General features: G+C 71.0%; 15 protein-coding genes. 14 read left to right on the forward strand and 1 reads right to left on the reverse strand.

Going from position 1 to position 17,953, the window contains the following annotated elements; all coding sequences use genetic code 11:
- Positions 1-31: 31 nt before the first annotated feature.
- The 8 genes from ROT00_RS07800 to ROT00_RS07835 all read left to right on the forward strand — a co-directional run bounded on the left by ROT00_RS07800 (position 32) and on the right by ROT00_RS07835 (position 9,327).
- Positions 32-1,057, forward strand: coding sequence for an NAD(P)-dependent oxidoreductase (locus ROT00_RS07800; protein WP_404773742.1), 1,026 nt, complete (start codon positions 32-34; stop codon positions 1,055-1,057).
- Entirely contained in the window at positions 1,054-2,649 is a 1,596-nt protein-coding gene (locus tag ROT00_RS07805) for an FGGY family carbohydrate kinase (RefSeq protein WP_404773744.1), read from the forward strand. The genes ROT00_RS07800 and ROT00_RS07805 overlap by 4 nt, the downstream gene beginning before the upstream one ends.
- Positions 2,642-3,532 (forward strand): 3-hydroxy-5-phosphonooxypentane-2,4-dione thiolase, encoded by an 891-nt coding sequence (lsrF, locus tag ROT00_RS07810; RefSeq protein ID WP_404773745.1) that lies wholly within the window; start codon positions 2,642-2,644, stop codon positions 3,530-3,532. The genes ROT00_RS07805 and lsrF overlap by 8 nt, the downstream gene beginning before the upstream one ends.
- Positions 3,529-3,918 (forward strand): cupin domain-containing protein, encoded by a 390-nt coding sequence (locus ROT00_RS07815; protein WP_404773747.1) that lies wholly within the window; start codon positions 3,529-3,531, stop codon positions 3,916-3,918. The genes lsrF and ROT00_RS07815 overlap by 4 nt, the downstream gene beginning before the upstream one ends.
- A 49-nt stretch (positions 3,919-3,967) precedes the next feature.
- Positions 3,968-5,269, forward strand: a complete 1,302-nt coding sequence (locus ROT00_RS07820) for an ABC transporter substrate-binding protein (RefSeq protein ID WP_404773748.1) — start codon at positions 3,968-3,970, stop codon at positions 5,267-5,269.
- A gap of 95 nt (positions 5,270-5,364) precedes the next feature.
- Complete coding sequence (locus ROT00_RS07825) at positions 5,365-6,279, forward strand: carbohydrate ABC transporter permease (protein WP_404773750.1); 915 nt, start codon at positions 5,365-5,367, stop codon at positions 6,277-6,279.
- A gap of 2 nt (positions 6,280-6,281) precedes the next feature.
- Positions 6,282-7,220, forward strand: coding sequence for a carbohydrate ABC transporter permease (locus tag ROT00_RS07830; RefSeq protein ID WP_404773752.1), 939 nt, complete (start codon positions 6,282-6,284; stop codon positions 7,218-7,220).
- A 199-nt stretch (positions 7,221-7,419) separates the two neighbouring features.
- Positions 7,420-9,327 (forward strand): FAD-binding monooxygenase, encoded by a 1,908-nt coding sequence (locus ROT00_RS07835; RefSeq protein WP_404773754.1) that lies wholly within the window; start codon positions 7,420-7,422, stop codon positions 9,325-9,327.
- A 132-nt stretch (positions 9,328-9,459) separates the two neighbouring features.
- On the opposite strand, the gene ROT00_RS07840 is transcribed toward ROT00_RS07835, so the two are convergent.
- Complete coding sequence (locus ROT00_RS07840; RefSeq protein WP_404773755.1) at positions 9,460-10,173, reverse strand: IclR family transcriptional regulator; 714 nt, start codon at positions 10,171-10,173, stop codon at positions 9,460-9,462.
- Positions 10,174-10,998: 825 nt separating this feature from the next.
- Between ROT00_RS07840 and ROT00_RS07845 the strand changes: the two genes are divergently transcribed.
- The 6 genes from ROT00_RS07845 to ROT00_RS07870 all read left to right on the forward strand — a co-directional run bounded on the left by ROT00_RS07845 (position 10,999) and on the right by ROT00_RS07870 (position 17,951).
- Entirely contained in the window at positions 10,999-12,600 is a 1,602-nt protein-coding gene (locus ROT00_RS07845; protein WP_404773757.1) for a Re/Si-specific NAD(P)(+) transhydrogenase subunit alpha, read from the forward strand.
- Position 12,601: 1 nt separating this feature from the next.
- Complete coding sequence (pntB, locus tag ROT00_RS07850) at positions 12,602-14,023, forward strand: Re/Si-specific NAD(P)(+) transhydrogenase subunit beta (protein WP_404774070.1); 1,422 nt, start codon at positions 12,602-12,604, stop codon at positions 14,021-14,023.
- 246 nt (positions 14,024-14,269) lie between these two features.
- Entirely contained in the window at positions 14,270-14,866 is a 597-nt protein-coding gene (locus tag ROT00_RS07855; RefSeq protein ID WP_404773759.1) for a DUF308 domain-containing protein, read from the forward strand.
- Positions 14,863-15,243: a hypothetical protein gene (locus ROT00_RS07860; RefSeq protein WP_404773761.1), complete on the forward strand. Its 381-nt coding sequence runs from the start codon at positions 14,863-14,865 to the stop codon at positions 15,241-15,243. The genes ROT00_RS07855 and ROT00_RS07860 overlap by 4 nt, the downstream gene beginning before the upstream one ends.
- Positions 15,244-16,322: 1,079 nt before the next feature.
- Positions 16,323-16,670, forward strand: a complete 348-nt coding sequence (locus tag ROT00_RS07865; protein WP_404773763.1) for a hypothetical protein — start codon at positions 16,323-16,325, stop codon at positions 16,668-16,670.
- A gap of 378 nt (positions 16,671-17,048) precedes the next feature.
- Entirely contained in the window at positions 17,049-17,951 is a 903-nt protein-coding gene (locus ROT00_RS07870) for an ABC transporter permease (protein ID WP_404773765.1), read from the forward strand.
- Positions 17,952-17,953 lie beyond the last annotated feature (2 nt).

Below are 17,953 nucleotides of genomic sequence, written 5' to 3' on the forward strand. Positions count from 1 at the left end.
CCCGACCCCACGCACCCCGCAGGAGACGTCTGTGCCCACTTCGCCCCGAGTCCTCGTCATCGGCGACAGCTACATGTCCGCCGAGGTGTTCGCCGACGCCCTCCGCGGTCGCGTCGACGCCGTCGAGCTCCGCACCATGACGCAGACGGATGCCCCCAGCTGGCCGCTCGACGCGCTGCGCGAGTACGAGGGGGATCCCGCCGAGGTCGACGCCTTCATCGACGGGCACGAGGTGCTCGTCGTGCACGGCGCGCCGATCACGCGGCGGGTGCTGGAGCAGAACCCCTCGGTGCGGATGATCGGCTGCGCCCGGGGCGGGCCCGTCAACATCGACCTCGAGGCGGCCGCCGAGCTCGGCGTGACCGTCGCGACGACGCCGGGCAAGAACGCCGAGGCGGTCGCCGACCTCACGATCGGCTTCATCATCACCGCGTTCCGGAACCTGCGGCCGGCGCTCCAGGACGTGGATGCCGCATCGGCCGAGGGACGCGCGATCGCCGAGTCCGCCTTCGAGGGCGCGCGCTGGTTCGGCAGCGAGCTCCGCGGCGCCCGGCTCGGGCTCATCGGCCTCGGCCACGTCGCCCGCCTCGTGGCCGCCCGGGCGCTCGCGCTCGGCATGACGGTGACGGCCTACGACCCCTTCGTGACCGAGGCGGTCGAGGGCGTGACGCTCGCCCCGAGCCTCGAGACGATGCTCCCCGAGGTGGACGTGCTGAGCATCCACGCCCGCGCCACCGCCGAGAACCGGCATCTCGTCGGCGAGGCGGCGCTCGCGCTGCTGCCGTCGGGCGCCGTCCTCGTGAACACCGCGCGGGAGTCCCTCGTCGATGAGGCGGCACTGCTGTCCGCACTCCGCAGCGGACGGCTCCGCGCCGCGGCGATGGACGTCTGCGAGCCCGACGGGCCCTGGCGCGAGCTCGTCGCGCTGCCCCAGGTGCAGCTGACGCCGCACATCGGCGGGGCGACGTTCGAGACCCTCGCCCGCGGCGCCCGCATGGTCGTCGACCGCGTGGTCGAGCACCTCGAGCGGCCCGACGCCGAGGAGCGGGCCTCATGAGCCGCGACCCCGTCGTGCTCGCGATCGACGCGGGCACCGGCTCGGCCCGGGCGCTCGCGGTCGCGCTCGACGGCACCGTCGTCGCCCGTGCCGGCCGCGAGTGGAGCCACCGCGCGGTCGTCGGCCATCCCGGCGGGACCTCGTTCGACACGGCGGCGAACTGGACGCTCGTCGCCGAGGCCGTGCGCGAGGTCGTCACCGCCCTGGACGGCCGCCAGGTCGCCGCGGTCGCCGCATCGAGCATGCGCGAGGGCTTCGTGCTGTACGACGGCCGGGGCCGCGAGATCTGGGCCTGCCCGAACACCGACGGCCGCGCCCGCGGCCAGGCGCAGCGCCTCGTCGACGAGGGCGCGGCCGACCGCATCTTCGCGCTGGGCGGGGACTGGGTGTCGATCACGGCTCCGGCCCGGCTCCGCTGGATCGCCGAGGAGGCGCCCGAGGTGCTGGCGGAGACGCGCCACCTCGGCATGCTCAGCGACTGGGTGGTCACCCGCCTCACCGGCGAGTTCACGACCGATCCCACCTGCGGCTCGTCGAGCGCCCTCTTCGACCTCTCGGCGCGCAGCTGGTCGACCGAGCTCGCGGGGCTCGTCGGCATCGACCCCGCGATCCTGCCGCCCGTCCTCGAGGGCGGGGAGATCGCCGGCCGCGTCACCGCCGAGGCGGCGGAGGCGACCGGGCTCGCCGCGGGCACCCCCGTCGTGATCGGCGGCGCCGACACCCAGCTCGCCCTGCACGGGATCGGCGCGGTCGCCGGCATCCCGGTCGTCGTCGGCGGGACCTTCTGGCAGACCGCCGCGCTCCTGGACCGTCCGGTCATCGACCCCGAGCGACGCCTCCGCACGCTCTGCCACGTCGAACCCGGCAGCTGGATGGTCGAGGGCATCAGCTTCCTGTCCGGGCTCGCGATGCGCTGGCTCCGCGACGTCTTCTTCGTCGACGCGGTGGCCGCGCGCGGCCCGTCGGGAGCCTTCGACGTCATGGAGGAGCTCGCGGCCGCGGTGCCGCCGGGCTCGAACGGCCTCGTCGCGGTGCTCGCGAACGCCATGCAGACGGACGCCTGGCACCACGCCGCCCCCGCCTTCGTCGGCTTCGACATCAACGACCCGGAACGCTTCGGCCGCGGCGCCTTCGTGCGCTCCGTGGAGGAGGCGGCCGCCTGGGTCGTCCGGGCGCATCTCGCGATCCTCGACGAGCTCACGGCCGGCGGCGCCGGCCGCAGCGGCGAGCTCGTCTTCGCCGGCGGCTCGAGCGGCGGCCGGCTCTGGCCGCAGCTCATCGCGGACGCCACGAACCGCACCGTCGTCACCTCGACCGTCGCCGAGGCGACCTCCTACGGCGCGGCGCGGCTCGCGGCCGCGGCGATCGGCGCCGAGCTGCCGCCCGCGGGCGGCGGCGAACGCCGGCTTGCGCCCGAGGCATCCGCCGTCGCCGCCTCCGACGAGGCGTACCGCCGCTGGCTCGCCGTCTACGACGCGCAGGTCCGCGCCACGGGCGCCGCCGGCATCGACCCCCTGTTCACCCCGCCGGGCGGCCTGGACTACCGGCCCGCCCGACCCACCGACCGAGAGAAGAAGGACACCAATGGCTGACCTCGACGGCAACGTCAACGCGAAGGACTTCGCCCCCACCGTCCCGGCCGCGAGCTTCGGGCACGCGATCAAGGGCGCGGCCGCCTACGACTGGGGCATGCAGCACCGCCTCGGCCGCATCTTCGAGGGCGAGACGGGCCGCACGGTCATGCTCGCCTTCGACCACGGCTACTTCCAGGGCCCCACCTCGGGCCTCGAACGCCTCGACCTGAACATCGCGCCGCTCGCCCCGTACGCCGACGCCCTCATGGGCACCCGCGGCGCGCTGCGCACCTCGTTCCCCGCGACGACGCGCTCCGGCCTCGTACTGCGCGCCTCCGGCGGGCCGTCCATCCTGAAGGACCTCTCCGACGAGCACCCCGCCATGGCGATGCGCGACGCGGTCCGCATCGGCGCCGACGCGGTCGCCGTGCAGGTCTTCATCGGCGGCGAGCACGAGTCCCGCAGCGTGCGGAACCTCACCGGCCTCGTCGACGAGGGCTACGAGGCCGGCATCCCGGTGCTCGGCGTCACGGCCGTCGGCAAGGAGCTCGTGCGCGACGCCCGCTATCTGGGCCTCGCGACGCGCATCATCGCGGAGCTCGGCGCGCAGATCGTGAAGACCTACTACTGCGAGGAGGGCTTCGAGGACGTCGTCGCCGGATGCCCCGTGCCGGTCATCATGGCGGGCGGCAAGAAGCTGCCCGAACTCGACGCCCTCACCATGGCGTCGAACGCCGTGCGGGCGGGCGCGGCCGGCGTCGACATGGGCCGGAACATCTTCCAGAGCGCCGACCCCGCCGCCATGATCCAGGCCGTCCGGGCCGTGGTGCACGACGGCCTCGACCCGGCCGAGGCCCACGAGCGCTACCTCGAGGTGTCGGCCGCACGGCGGGCGGCATGAGCGCCGCGGTCGTTCGCCCCGTGCGGCTCGCCGACGCCGAGCTCCGCTTCGGCGACTGGGGGCCCGGCTACCTGAGCCAGGCCGAGCACGCCGCCTTCGGCACCATCGTGCTGCGGCCCGGCGACGAGTTCGCCAACCACCTGCACGAGCAGCACGAGGAGTCGTTCCTCGCGGTCGAGGGCGAGGCGGAGCTCTGGATCGACCGCGAGGGGCCCGTGCGCCTCGCGGCCGGCGAGTTCGTCAGCTGCCCGCCGAACGTCGAGCACTTCCTGCGCAACACGAGCGGCGCCCCGTTCCGCGCGCTCTTCATCAAGGCCCCCGGCGTCGCCGCCGACAAGGTCGACCGCCCCTGGCGACCCGCGTCGGACGACCGGCCCGCCGGCTGATCCACCGCACCGCATCTCCCCCGACCGTTCCACGAAAGGAATCCGAGCAATGAGCAAGCAACGGAGCTTCTCGACCCGTCCCCCGCGGGCCATCCGAGCCGCGGCCATCGCCACCGCGCTCGTCGTCGCCGGCACCCTCGCCGGCTGCGCGTCCGGCGGCGCCGACGGCGACCGCACCCTGAACGTGCTGATCGCCCAGCCCCAGGAGGGCGCGGGCAAGATCCTCGCCGAGGAGTACGAGAAGGAGACCGGCGTCAAGGTCGAGATCGAGGTCGTGCCCTACGACCAGATCCAGACGAAGGCGATCCTCGACGCGCAGTCGGGCACGAACCACTACGACGCCATCCAGTACTGGTACACCTCGGTCGGCGCGCTCGCCGAGGCCGGCGCGCTCGCGGACCTCACCGAGTGGGCCTCCTCCGACGAGGAGATCGACGAGCCCGACTTCATCCAGAGCATCTTCGGGCCGTACACGCAGTTCGAGGGCAAGACCTACGGGCTGCCGATCGACGGCGACACGCACGTGCTCTTCTACAACACCGCCATCCTGGAGCGGAACGGCGTCGCCGTGCCGACCACCTGGGACGAGTACGTCGCGGCCGCGAAGAAGATCACCGAGGCCGAGAAGGCGGACGGCGTGTACGGCGCCGCGCTGCTCGGCTCGAAGAGCGCCTTCAACATCGGCTCGACGTTCTTCAACCGGCTCGCGACGATGTCGCCCGACCCGATCGACCCGGCGATGCCCGACCTGACGACGGACGCCGCGGTCGCGGCGGCGCAGGCGATGCTGGATGCCTCGCCGTACGCCCTGCCGAGCCCGCTCGAGATCGGCTTCGAGCAGGCGCTGCCGCAGTTCCTCGCCGGCAACGTCGGCATGATCGAGTTCTGGACCGACCTGGGCGTCTTCGCGCAGGACCCGGGCCAGTCGAAGATCGTCGACGGCTGGGGCGTCGCCCCGCTGCCGGTCGGGCCGGAGGGCCACGTCTCCGGCGCGCTGAACGCCGGCTGGGCGATGGGCGTCAGCCCGAACGCCTCCGACGAGGAGCTCGCGAAGGACTTCGTGCGCTTCTCCTCCTCGAAGGCGATGAACGAGCAGCTCATCACGACGACGGGCAGCGGCGTCGACCCCATCCGCACCTCCACGCTCGAGAGCGAGAAGTACCGCGAGTTCGCCCCGCAGGTCGCCGAGGTCTCGGCTCAGGTGCTGCCGGAGGCGCAGTCGTGGCCGACCTCGCCCGCGGCGCCCGAGATGATCTCGGCGCTGAACGACAACCTCGCGCTCATGCTGCAGGGCAACCTCACCGCCGAGCAGGCCATGGCGCAGACCTGGGACGCCTGGCAGAAGCTCTGACCGGCGCGGCCGGCCGGGAGCAGCTCCCGGCCGGCCGATCCGACCCCCGGCCCGTGCGGGCGACCGCCCGGGCAGTTCGAGACAAGGAAGTCCTCATGGCAACGGTGGCCCCGGACACGGCGGCGCTGCGGAAGCCCCGCGGCCGTCGCATCGGCTGGGCGTTCCTCGCCCCCGCGTTCCTCGCGATCGCGATCGTCGCGATCTATCCGCTGGTCTACACGGTCGTGGTGTCGTTCAGCGAGTCGTCGCTCGGCCGGCCGTTCGCCGAGTGGGTGGGGTTCGACAACTTCGCGAAGGTGCTGAGCGACGGGGTGACGGTGCCCTCGCTCGGCCGCTCCCTCGTCTTCGCCATCCCCTCCGCGCTCCTCGCGCTCGCGATCGGCTTCGTCATCGCGCTCTCGCTCGACGTGGCCGTGCGGTCCGGCAAGGTCGTGCGCGTCATCTTCCTGCTGCCGCTGATGACCCCGCCCGTGATGGCCGGCGTCATCTGGAAGCTCATGTTCGCCCCGACCGGCGGCCTCTTCAACAACGTGCTGCAGCTCGTGTCGCCGGGCGCCGACCCGGTGCTCTTCCTCGGCAGCTCGCCCGCGGCGATGATCTCGATCGTCGTGGTCGACGTCTGGCAGTGGGTGCCGTTCTGCGTGCTGCTGCTCTTCGCGGCCCTCCAGACGCTGCCCGGCGAGGTCTTCGAAGCGGCGCAGGTCGACGGCGCCGGCGTGTGGCGCACCTTCCGGCACGTCACCTTCCCGCTCGTGCTGCCGACCCTCGTCACGGTGCTGATGCTGAAGCTCATCGTCTCGTTCAAGGTCTTCGACCTGGTCTTCATCATGACCGGCGGCGGACCTGGCCTCGACACCACCGTGAGCAGTTTCAACATCTACCGCACCGCCCTGCAGCAGTTCGACGTCGGGGCGGCGGCCGCGCAGACGATCGTCTTCCTCGTGCTCGTCACCATCGTGATCGTGCCGCTCTCCTCGTACCGCACCCGACTCCAGAAGGCCGGTGAGTGACCATGTCCACCACCATCGAGCGCGGGCCCGCCGGGCCGGCGGATGCCACCACCACCCGGGCGATGACGGTTCCCGACGGCCGGCCGCCCCGCCTCCGCCGGGCGAGCTCCGCCAGCCGGATCGGGCGGGCGCCGCGCGGCATCCAGGTGCTGAAGTGGGCCGTGATCGTCGTCGCGATCGCGTTCACGCTGCTGCCGATCCTGTACCTCGTGACGATGTCGTTCAAGAGCCCCGACGACATCCTCTCCACCCGCATCCTGCCCTCCCGGATCGCCTGGGAGAACTGGGCCTCGGCCTTCGAGCAGGCGCCGGTGCTCGTCTACCTGCGCAACTCGCTCATCGCGGCGGCCATCGCGGCCGTCGTCGCGCTCGCCGTGGCGATCCCCGCGAACTTCGCGATGGCCAGGCTGCGCACGGGCGGCTCGCGCTCGATGGCGCTCATCGTCTCGGCGTACGTGGCGCCGCCGATCGTCGCGGTCATCCCGCTGTTCATGCTCGTCCGCACCGCCGGGCTCATGGACAACGTGGTCGGACTCGGACTCATCGAGGGGCTCATGGTGACGCCGGTCGCGGTGTGGCTCCTCGACGGCTTCTTCCGCGGCATCCCGGAGGAGATCGACGAGGCGGCGCAGATCGACGGCTGCGGGCCGGTGCGCACGCTGGTGCGGATCGTGCTGCCCCTCGTCGCGCCCGGGGTGGTGGCGGTCGCGATCATCGCGTTCATCCTCGTCTACAACGACTTCCTCATCCCGTTGATGCTCACGCAGAGCACGGCCTCGCAGACGCTGCCGGTGGGCATCGCGCTCATGCAGGGCGGACGCGAGGTCATGTTCGGGCAGATGGCCGCGGCGTCGCTCACCGGCATGATCCCGGTGTACCTGCTGGCGCTCTTCCTGCAGCGCTGGCTCGTCGGCGGGCTCACCCAGGGCAGCATCAAGTAGGCCTCGGCTGCTGCGCATCACCTCGTCGGCTCTTCCCCGCCGCGCCCGCGGTTGTCCCGCGCGCGCCTCGGGCGTATGATCACTGCGCGATAACCGAATGGCACGTTCGATTATCGAACGAGGGTGGATGGCGAGACGCGAGCCGCCCTCGGACGGGCCGCCGCAGCGGCGGCCCATCACGACGAGGTGAGGAGCCCCCGTGCAGTTCCACGACCAGGGATACGTCTCGGGCGACCCGCGCGTCCAGCCCGCCGCCGGCATCGGCCTCGACCGGCCCGACGAACTGCCCGACGAGATGGACGTGCTCATCGTCGGCTCCGGCCCGGCCGGCATGCTGCTCTCCGCGCAGCTGTCCCAGTACCCGGGCGTCGTCACCCGGATGATCGAGCGCCGCGACGGCCGCCTCGTGCTCGGGCAGGCCGACGGCATCCAGCCCCGTAGCGTCGAGACCTTCCAGGCCTTCGGCTTCGCCGAGCGCATCATCGCCGAGGCGTACAACATCGGCTACATGAACTTCTGGGGGCCGGACCCGGAGGACCCGGCGCGGATCGTGCGCACCTCGCGCACCGAGGACTACGGCTACAAGATCAGCGAGTTCCCGCACCTCATCGTGAACCAGGCGCGCGTGCTCGACTACTTCGCCGAGGCCGCCGCGAACGGCCCCGGCCGGATGAAGCCCGACTACGGCATCGAGTTCCTCGGCCTCACCGTGCACCCGGAGGGCTCCGCGGAGGCCGGCGACCACCCCGTCGAGGTGCGCGTGCGCCACACCGCGGGCGAGCGCGCCGGCGAGGAGCGCACCGTTCGCGCCAAGTACGTCGCCGGCTGCGACGGCGCCCGCAGCGGCGTGCGCGAGGCCATCGGACGCAAGCACCTCGGCGGCATCTCGGCGCACGCCTGGGGCGTCATGGACGTCGTCGTGAACACCGACTTCCCCGACTGGCGCACGAAGTGCGCGATCAACTCCTCGGCGGGCAACATCCTGCACATCCCGCGCGAGGGCGGCTACCTCTGCCGCATGTACATCGACCTCGGCGAGGTCTCGGCCGACGACAACCACGAGGTGCGCAAGACGCCCATCGAGGCGATCGTCGCGAAGGCGAACGACATCCTCCACCCCTTCTCGATCGACGTGCGCGAGGTCGCCTGGTTCAGCGTCTACGAGGTGGGTCACCGAGTCACCGACCACTTCGACGACCGCGAGGAGGGGACGGATGCCTCCCCCCGCGTGTTCCTCACGGGCGACGCCTGCCACACGCACAGCGCGAAGGCCGGTCAGGGCATGAACGTCTCGATGCAGGACGGCTTCAACCTCGGCTGGAAGCTCGGTTCCGTCGTCGCCGGCCTCGCCCCCGCCGAGCTGCTCGCCACCTACTCGGCCGAGCGCCAGCCGGTGGCCCAGCAGCTCATCGACTTCGACCGCGAATGGTCCTCGCTCATGGCGCGCAAGCCGGAGGAGATCTCCGACCCGCAGGAGCTCGCGAACTACTACCTCGGCACCGCCGAGTTCCCCTCGGGGTTCATGACCGAGTACGGTCCCTCGGCGATCGTCGGCGGCGCCGACCACCAGGGGCTCGCCACCGGCTTCCCGATCGGCAAGCGGTTCAAGTCCTCGGAGGTGTCGATGGTGTGCGACGGAAACGTCGTGCACCTCGGGCACCACGCGAAGGCCGACGGCCGCTGGCGCATCTACGCCTTCGCCGACGCGCCCGCCGCCGGGGAGGCATCCGCGCTCGCGTCGTGGGCCGAGTGGATGGCGTCGCCGGCGTCGCCGCTCGCGCGGTTCACGCCGGAGGGCGCCGACGTCGACGCGGTGTTCGACGTGAAGGTGATCCACCAGCAGCCGCACGAGGGCGTCGACATCATGGCGGTACCCGAGGTGTTCCGCCCGAAGACCGGCCCGCTCGGCCTGATGGACTGGGAGAAGGTCTTCGCCGCAGCCCCGAGCGCGTGGTGCCCGACCGACATCTTCGAGGAGCGCGGCATCTCCCGCGACGGCGCGGTCGTCGTCGTGCGCCCCGACCAGTACGTCGCGCACGTGCTGCCGCTCACCGCGACCGCCGAGCTCGCGGCGTTCTTCGAGGGCGCCCTGCGGCCGCAACGGTAGGCATTGGTTCCCTGAGCTCGTCGAAGGGGGTGGTTCCCTGAGCTCGTCGAAGGGAATCCGGAACGAGTTCCCTTCGACCGGCTCAGGGAACCAGGACACGCTCCCTTCGACCGGCTCAGGGAACCGGGCGGCTCACGCGCCGGAGGCGCGCTGCAGCCGGGCGGCCGCCTCCTGCAGGCGCTCGGCGAGCTCGGCCTCCGGCCGCGGGAACGAGACGTGGATGACCGCGATCGACGCCGGCGGCTGTCCGGGCAGGCTGAGCGGCACCGCGACCGAGCGCAGCGAGGGCACGACCTCGTCGTGACTCACCGTGTATCCGCGCAGGCGGCTCTCGACGACCTCGGCGCGGAGCTCCTCCGGCACGTCGGCGGGCCAGCTGCGCTCGGGCAGGCCGAGCAGGATCGCCTTGCCGGGTCCGCCGCGGGTGATCGGATGCCGGTGCCCCGGCCGGTACGACACCGCGGCCGTGCGCCGGGGCGAGGCGCTGACGAGTGTGACGGCCTCGTCGCCGTCGAGCAGCACCGCGAGCAGGCAGGTCATGCCGAGCTCCTCGGCCACCTCGGCGAGTTCGGGGAGTGCGAGCTGCTGGAGGTCGCGCTGCACGCCGGCGGCGAGGGCGGCGAGGCCGGCACCGAGCAGCAGCCGCCCGGCCGCGTCGCGGGCGACGAGCCCGTGGTCCTCGAGGGTGCGCAGCAAGCGGTACGCCACCGAGCGGTGCACGCCGAGCGCGGCGGCGACCTCGTCGATGGTCAGCGGGCGCTCGGCGTCCGCCAGCACCTCGAGCACCCGGATGCCTCGACTCAGCGTCTGCGATCCGGCGGCGTTCGCCGGGGCATCCTTGGCCACCTGGACCGCCTTTCCCGGCGGCATCCGCCGCGCGTTCTCGTCCGATACTAGAACGCCGTGACCGGAGTGCGGACGCGTGGGTGGGTGGCAGCGAACGCCGCGGCTCAGCCCCTTCTCCGGCGAACGAGTCGCCGCAGCCAGGCGCGGACGGGTCGCCGTCGCACGGACATCCGGATCGGGACGGGCGTGCCTTGGGCTTGCTCTGCGGCCTGGCGTGCCCGGACCTCGGCCTCGGCGAGATACCCGCCACCTTGGAGCGAAGTGAACATGTCGCCTCAGTTCATCGCCGGCTGAGCCGCGGCTGGCTCTGCCCCGTCACCGTCGCGGCCGTTTGAAAGTGTGCGTTCATGTCGTTCTTCTCCGAAGGAATCGGACCCTGCTGCCGGAGCCGCGACGGGGTCGCTGGTCGTCTCCAGGCGGTCGAAGAACCGGAGCAGGCAAACGCACGATCTGCCTTGGGAACGCACTCTACGACCCGTTTCTCTCATCGACAAGAGCGGAGCGCGCGTGACCACGCGCACCCCGCCGCCGAAGTTCCGCCCGGGGAAAGAACCGCGAATCCTTCATCTTCGGCGCGCGTGAAATCGCGGCATCCTCACCTCACGGGGCCATACGCTGGCCGCAGGCTCCACCCGAGCCACTGGCGCTTCCGCAGAATGGAATGTAACTTTCACACTGAGGAAGAAGCGTCCTCTAGAGTAGGGCCAGCCACGCTGCAGCGCCGCCGTCCCGTCCGATCCGGGCGGGACCGCGCCGCGCCCCCGCAGCTCGCGGTCCGGCAGTGCGCGGACGCGTCGATGAAGACGAAGTGCAGAGGAGAACCGAATGACCCGAATCGGGGTCGTCACCGAGCAACCGCCGGAGACGAGGGTCGCCGCCACGCCGGCGACCGTGAAGCAGCTGATCGGACTGGGCTACGAGGTCGCCGTCGAGGCCGGCGCAGGCGAGGCATCCGCGTTCCTCGACGAGGCCTACCGCGACGCCGGAGCGGCCATCGTCACCGGAGCGGACGCGCTCGCGAGCGAGATCGTGCTCAAGGTGAACGCGCCCACGGACGCGGAGGTCGCGGCGCTCCGGCCCGGCACCACGGTCATCGGCCTGCTCGCCCCGGCCTTCAGCGCCGAGCTCCTCGAGCGGCTCGGCGCCGCGGGCGTGACCGCGATCGCGATGGACGCCGTGCCGCGCATCTCGCGGGCGCAGTCGATGGACGTGCTGAGCTCCATGGCGAACATCGCCGGCTACCGCGCCGTCGTCGAGGCGGCCCACGAGTTCGGGCGCTTCTTCACCGGACAGGTCACCGCCGCCGGCAAGGTGCCGCCCGCGAAGGTGCTCGTCGCGGGCGCCGGCGTCGCCGGACTCGCGGCGATCGGCGCGGCATCCAGCCTCGGCGCCATCGTGCGCGCCACCGACCCGCGACCCGAGGTCGCCGACCAGGTGAAGTCGATCGGCGGCGAGTACCTGAAGGTCGAGGTCGAGGTCGAGCAGTCCACCGACGGCTACGCGAAGGCGACGAGCGAGGCCTACGACCGCCGCGCCGCGGAGATCTACTCCGAGCAGGCCGCCGACGTCGACATCGTGATCACGACCGCGCTCATCCCGGGACGCCCGGCGCCGAAGCTCATCACGGCGGCCGACGTCGCGAGCATGCGCTCGGGCAGCGTCATCGTCGACATGGCCGCGGGCATGGGCGGCAACGTCGAGGGCTCCGTCGCCGGCGAGCGCATCGTCACGCCGAACGGCGTCGTCATCCTCGGCTACACCGACCTCGCCTCGCGCCTGCCCACCCAGGCCTCGCAGCTCTACGGCACGAACATCGTGAACCTCGTGAAGCTGCTCACGCCCGGCAAGGACGGCGAGCTCGTGCTCGACTTCGAGGACGTCGTGCAGCGCGCGGTGACCGTCGCCCGCGACGGCGAGGTCACCTGGCCGCCGCCGCCCGTGCAGGTGTCGGCCGCCCCCGCGGCCGCCGCCGCGACGCCCGCGGCGGAGCCCACCGCTCCGAAGGCGCCGATGTCCGCCGCGAAGAAGGCGCTCCTCGTCGCCGTCGGCGTCGCGGCGCTCTTCCTCGTGAACGCAGTCGCCCCGCCGCCGCTGCCCCAGCACTTCACCGTGCTGATGCTCGCGGTCGTCGTCGGCTTCTACGTCATCGGCAAGGTGGCGCACGCGCTGCACACGCCGCTCATGAGCGTGACGAACGCGATCTCCGGCATCATCGTCGTCGGTGCCATGGTGCAGATCACGAGCGGCGTGCTCGCCGTGCAGATCCTCGCCGCCGTCGCCGTGCTGCTCGCGAGCATCAACATCTTCGGCGGGTTCGCGGTGACCCGCCGCATGCTCGCCATGTTCTCGGCCGGCGCCCCCGCGAAGGGCGCGTCGAGCGCGCCCGCGGGCGAGCGCATCGGCACCGACGGAAAGGCCGGTGCCTGACATGACCGAGCTCACCACCCTCACCGTCGCCGGCTCCGTCGCCGGCGCGGCGTACCTCGTCGCCGCCCTGCTGTTCATCCTCAGCCTGGCGGGCCTCAGCAAGCATGAAACCGCCCGAGCCGGTGTCGGCTACGGCATCGCCGGCATGGCCATCGCGCTCGTCGCGACGGTCTGGGCGACCCTGGCCGGCGCGTGGGGCAGCGCCTCCGTGACCACGGGGCTCGTCCTGCTCGTCATCGCCGTACTCGTCGGCGGGGCGATCGGGCTCTGGCGGGCCCGCGTGGTCGAGATGACCGGCATGCCCGAGCTCATCGCGCTGCTGCACAGCTTCGTCGGCCTCGCCGCCGTGCTCGTCGGCTGGAACGGCGCGCTCGAGGAGACCGCGATGTCGGGCGCCCTGCTCGACATCCACCACGCCGAGGTCTTCATCGGCGTCTTCATCGGCGCCGTCACCTTCACCGGCTCGATCGTCGCGTTCCTGAAGCTCTCGGCGCGGATGAAGTCGGCGCCGCTCATGCTGCCGGGCAAGAACGCGCTCAACCTGGGGGCGCTCGTCGCCTTCGTCGGGCTCACGGTCTGGTACGTCATCACGCCGGAGCTGTGGCTCCTCGTCGTCGTGACCGTGCTCGCGCTGCTCCTCGGCTGGCACCTCGTCGCCTCGATCGGCGGCGGCGACATGCCCGTCGTCATCTCGATGCTGAACAGCTACTCCGGCTGGGCGGCGGCCGCGGCCGGCTTCCTGCTGAACAACGACCTGCTCATCATCACCGGTGCGCTCGTCGGCTCCTCGGGCGCCTACCTCTCCTACATCATGTGCAAGGCGATGAACCGCTCGTTCATCTCGGTCATCGCCGGCGGCTTCGGCATCGCGGCGCCGACCTCGAGCGGCGAGGTCGAGGGCGAGGTGCGCGAGCTCGATGCGGAGGCGGCGGCGGCGCTGCTGCGGGATGCCTCGAGCGTCGTCATCACCCCCGGCTACGGCATGGCGGTCGCCCAGGCGCAGTACCCCGTCGCGGAGCTCACCAGCCGGCTGCGCGAGCGCGGGGTGCGGGTGCGCTTCGGCATCCACCCCGTCGCCGGCCGCCTGCCCGGGCACATGAACGTGCTGCTCGCGGAGGCGAAGGTGCCGTACGACATCGTCGAGGAGATGGACGAGATCAACGACGAGCTCGCCGAGACCGACGTGGTGCTCGTGATCGGCGCGAACGACACCGTGAACCCCGCGGCCGCGCAGGATCCGGGCAGCCCGATCGCCGGGATGCCGGTGCTGCGCGTATGGGAGGCGGGCAACGTGGTCGTCTTCAAGCGCTCCATGTCTGCCGGCTACGCGGGCGTCGCGAACCCGCTGTTCACCAGGGAGAACACCCAGATGCTGTTCGGCGACGCCAAGCAGCGCGTCGAGGACATCCTCCGGGCGCTGTAGCGCACCCGCCGCGGGATGCCCCGGGCCGGACCGGTCCGGGGCATCGCCGCGACGTCAGCGGGTCGGCAACCTTCACCCCCGATCTTCCTTAGTGAATGTTCTGGCGCGCCTGACCCGCATCGCCCGCCCGGGGCATCGCCGCAGCGCAGGCCGCCGGCGTACGCCGAATCCCCAGTTCGACGGCGCGTAGGATGGACGGGTACCCCGGCAGCGACGGGGCACCCATCGACAGCGAAAGAGGTCGCCGTGACCGCCGCATCCGCGCGCGCCCAGGACTGGGCGGTGCCCGTCGTCCGCGGTGCGATCGCCCTCGCCGCCACGGCGGCCATCACATTCTCGCAGGACCACTCCCCCGCGCTCGGCCTGCTCGTCTTCGGCATCTGGGCCGTCGTCGTGGGCGTCGTCGTCGGCGCCCTGAGCCTGCGCTTCGTCGCCGACCGCACCACGCGCGCCATCACGCTGATCTCCGCGATCGTCACGGCCGTCGCGGGTCTGCTCGCGCTGACCGTGCCGGGCGGCGGACTGCCGTTCTTCCTGTACCTCGTGAGCGCCTGGGCGGCGATCACCGGATTCCTCGAGCTCTACCTCGGCCTGCGCGGGCGCGGCCGGGATGCCGGTGCGCGCGACCGCCTCGCGGCGGGCGTGTTCACCGCGGTGCTCGCGGTGCTGTTCGTGCTGCTGCCGCCCGACTCGGTGACCGCGGTCGGCTTCTTCGGCGCGTACCTCGCGATCCTCGGCGTCTACCTCGTCATCGGCGGGCTGTCGCAGAAGTGGGCCGGCGCCCCCGGCCGCGGCGAGGCCCCGGCGGCCGGTGCCGCCACCCCCGGATCGGAGCAGTCGTGACCAACGAGAACCCGGGCCAGCCGCCCCGCGAGCCCTACCAGCCGAGCCGCCGCGAGCTGCTCCGCCCGGCCGAGTACGTCGGCGGCGCCGCGATCGCCGCGATCTTCGTCGGCGTCGTCGTGCTCATCGCGACGCGCGACTGGATGCTCACGCTCATCGGCACCGGCGGCGTCTTCATCATCGTGCTGATGGTGCTCGCGCTGCTGCAGATGGCGCTGAAGCCGGATGCCTTCGAGCAGGCCGAGCTCGCGGAGTCGACCGGACACGGTGCCGGCCCCGGCGCGCCGGCCGCGCCCGGCGCGCCTGTTGCGGGGGACGACGCCCCCGCCGCTGGTTCCGCTCCGGGAGACGACGAGCCGACGAGCGCCGCGAACTAGTGAGGAGCCGCCGCTGCGCGGCACTGCACTTCTGCGTTTGTCTGGCTACTCGGCCGATGATCGCTCACCGGGCCCAAATTCCGGGCTTTCGCGGCGTATCCTCCCTCGGTTGCAAGTTCCCTCAGCCAGGTATTCCACGACCCTCCGCTCCGGCCCTCCCGGTCGCTATCGACTACGCTCGCCCGAAGGCAAACACGCACGGTTGACCACGTCGGAGAGGGCACAGGCAACCGGCGCCATCGCCCGTCCGGGTCACTGAAGCCGCTGACGAAGGAGACTTGCTCGCGTCGCGGTCGGTGGTATACCATGCCGCCATGAAGGCGGGTCGCATGCAGGTGGCGCTGGCCCTCGTGGTGACGTTTGCTGTAGCGGTTCCTACATTGGCGGGAACGGGATTCGCGGCAGAGGCTCACGATATTCGGTATGGGTACTGGAATTGCGATCAAGCCTCAAAGCTTGTGAATGGCCCGGTCCGAGCTGGCTATCTCTCGGAGCTCCCGGTGGATGGATACGGTGACAATGCAACCAATAGCTTTCGGGACCGCGCGCGCGACGCAATTGGCCCGGAACCGTCTACATCGATTTGAACGTCCGAACCGATTGGTTCACCCAAGGTGACAACCGGCGTGCCTGGTGGGAAGGGTGCCCGTCTCGTGCCACAGACGCTTCGTACACCTGCACGAAGCGTCTTGATGCAGGCTCAGTGATGACCCATGAAGTCGGGCACGCGATAGGGCTTGGGCATCCGCGTCAGGTCGACGCCCACATCGGATCAGGAAACAACACTCTCACACTGGCAGATTGTTCTGATCCGTTCGACCAGGCAACCATGTGTCAGGCTGGCGATGCGTCGCCCTCCTTCTACAGGACGCATCGGCGCACACTCCATATCTGGGATGTGACCAGTATTGCCTTCGCGTACTAGAGGAAGAGGAGTCATGGTGCGTCAGCCGAGAGCCATGCTTCGAATGGCAGTGGTCGGTCTCGTTGCGTTGGCGATGACCGCGTGTGCCACCCGCTCGGGTGAGACACCTGGTTCTGGGGCCGGTGAGCCACCGGAGTCGGGATGCGCTTCCACCATGTATTACGAGTCGGAGGTCGCCCTTCCGACGCGCGAAGAAGCGATCATAACGATGGTTGATTCGATCCGCGACTACTTGGCTCGAGGAGGTGAGGCCAGTGCTGATCCGGAGTACCCGCCGGAAGACACGCTGCTCACTCTGGAAGCTGCCCTGGCCGTTCTACCGGAATCAGAACGCGCGATCGGCGCCGACGGCGAGACCAATGACGTGCTCGTCATCGACGCGATCGACAAGACAGGAGTCGACCTCGGCGATGTGATTGTCGAGCGCATGGGCGACGGTTTCGTCGTGAGCACGGTCGCCGTTACACACAACACTTCGGGAAAGAACATCCGCTGCGAATGATGACTACTGGCGGATGCCGCGACGGAAACGCGGGAACCTAAGCCGCCATGGCGCGCCCAATCGGGCATCCGCGGCAGCGTAGTCGGCGCTGATCGCCCGCGATCCTGCCCGACGCGTTGGGGTGTGCAACTGATGGAGACCTATGACAGCGGGTCTGGTGCCTTCTGTTTGAGTCGTTCATAGGGGGGGGGTCTGGCCCACCGAGGGCGCCGTGTAGTCGATCGTCGTTGTAGTGGTCTTCCTATCCCACCCCTCCGCGGACTCCATCAGGATTCGCGCCGACTTCCACGGATTCCGCGCCGCCGGGCGGAGCGCAGGCACAGCTCGGCGGCCCATGATTGGGAGCATCCCCCGACCGGTGAGCTGCGAAGGAGCAACGTGACCGCGACCACACGGGCGATCCATCTGGGTCGTCAGGAGAAGCCGAAGCGCGGCTCGCTTCTGCTGCTCATCCCCGGGATCGCCTCGGTGGTGCTCCTCGGCGTCCTGCCGCTGTTCATCGTGGCGCGCAACAGCTTCGCCGTCGCCGACGACTACGGCGGCATCACGGGCGGGTTCACGCTCGAGCACTACGCCAAGCTGCTCGACCCGGTCTACTCGAAGACGCTGCTCTTCTCGCTCGGCCTCGGACTCCTGAACACCGTCGTCTGCCTCGTCATCGGCTACCTCACCTCGTACTACATCGTGTCGCGGCCGACGAACCGGCAGGGTTTCCTGCTGCTGCTCGTCATCATCCCGTTCTGGACCGACTTCCTCGTGCGCACCTTCGCCTGGATCACGATCCTCGGCTCGGGCGGCCCCATCGCCGGGATCCTCGGCATCTTCGGCATCGCCGGCTTCTCGGTGATCCCGAGCAACCTCGCCGTCATCCTCGGCCTGCTGTACTCGTTCCTGCCGACCGCGATCTTCCCGATCTACGCCTCCATGCGCTCGATCGACCCCTCGCTGAAGGAGGCCGCCACCGACCTCGGCGCGAGCTGGTGGGGCGTGCACCGCCGGGTCATCCTGCCGCTGTCCCGGCCCGGCATCCTCGGCGCCGCCCTGCTGACCTTCATCCCCACGATGGGCGTCTTCGTCATCCCCGTGCTCCTCGGCGGCGGCAAGGACCCGCTCGTCGGCAACCTGATCGTGACCCTCTACACCGAGTTCCGGAACCAGCCGATGGGCGCCGCCGTCTCGATGGTGCTGCTCGTGCTGATGCTCGCCTCGATGGCGCTCGTCGGGCTCGCGCTGAAGCGCTCGTCGACGAAGAGCTCCGCGAAGAAGAAGACGGAGGCCTGAGC

Origin of the sequence: Agromyces mediolanus, assembly GCF_044917495.1 — a bacterium.
Lineage (GTDB): Bacteria > Actinomycetota > Actinomycetes > Actinomycetales > Microbacteriaceae > Agromyces > Agromyces mediolanus_B.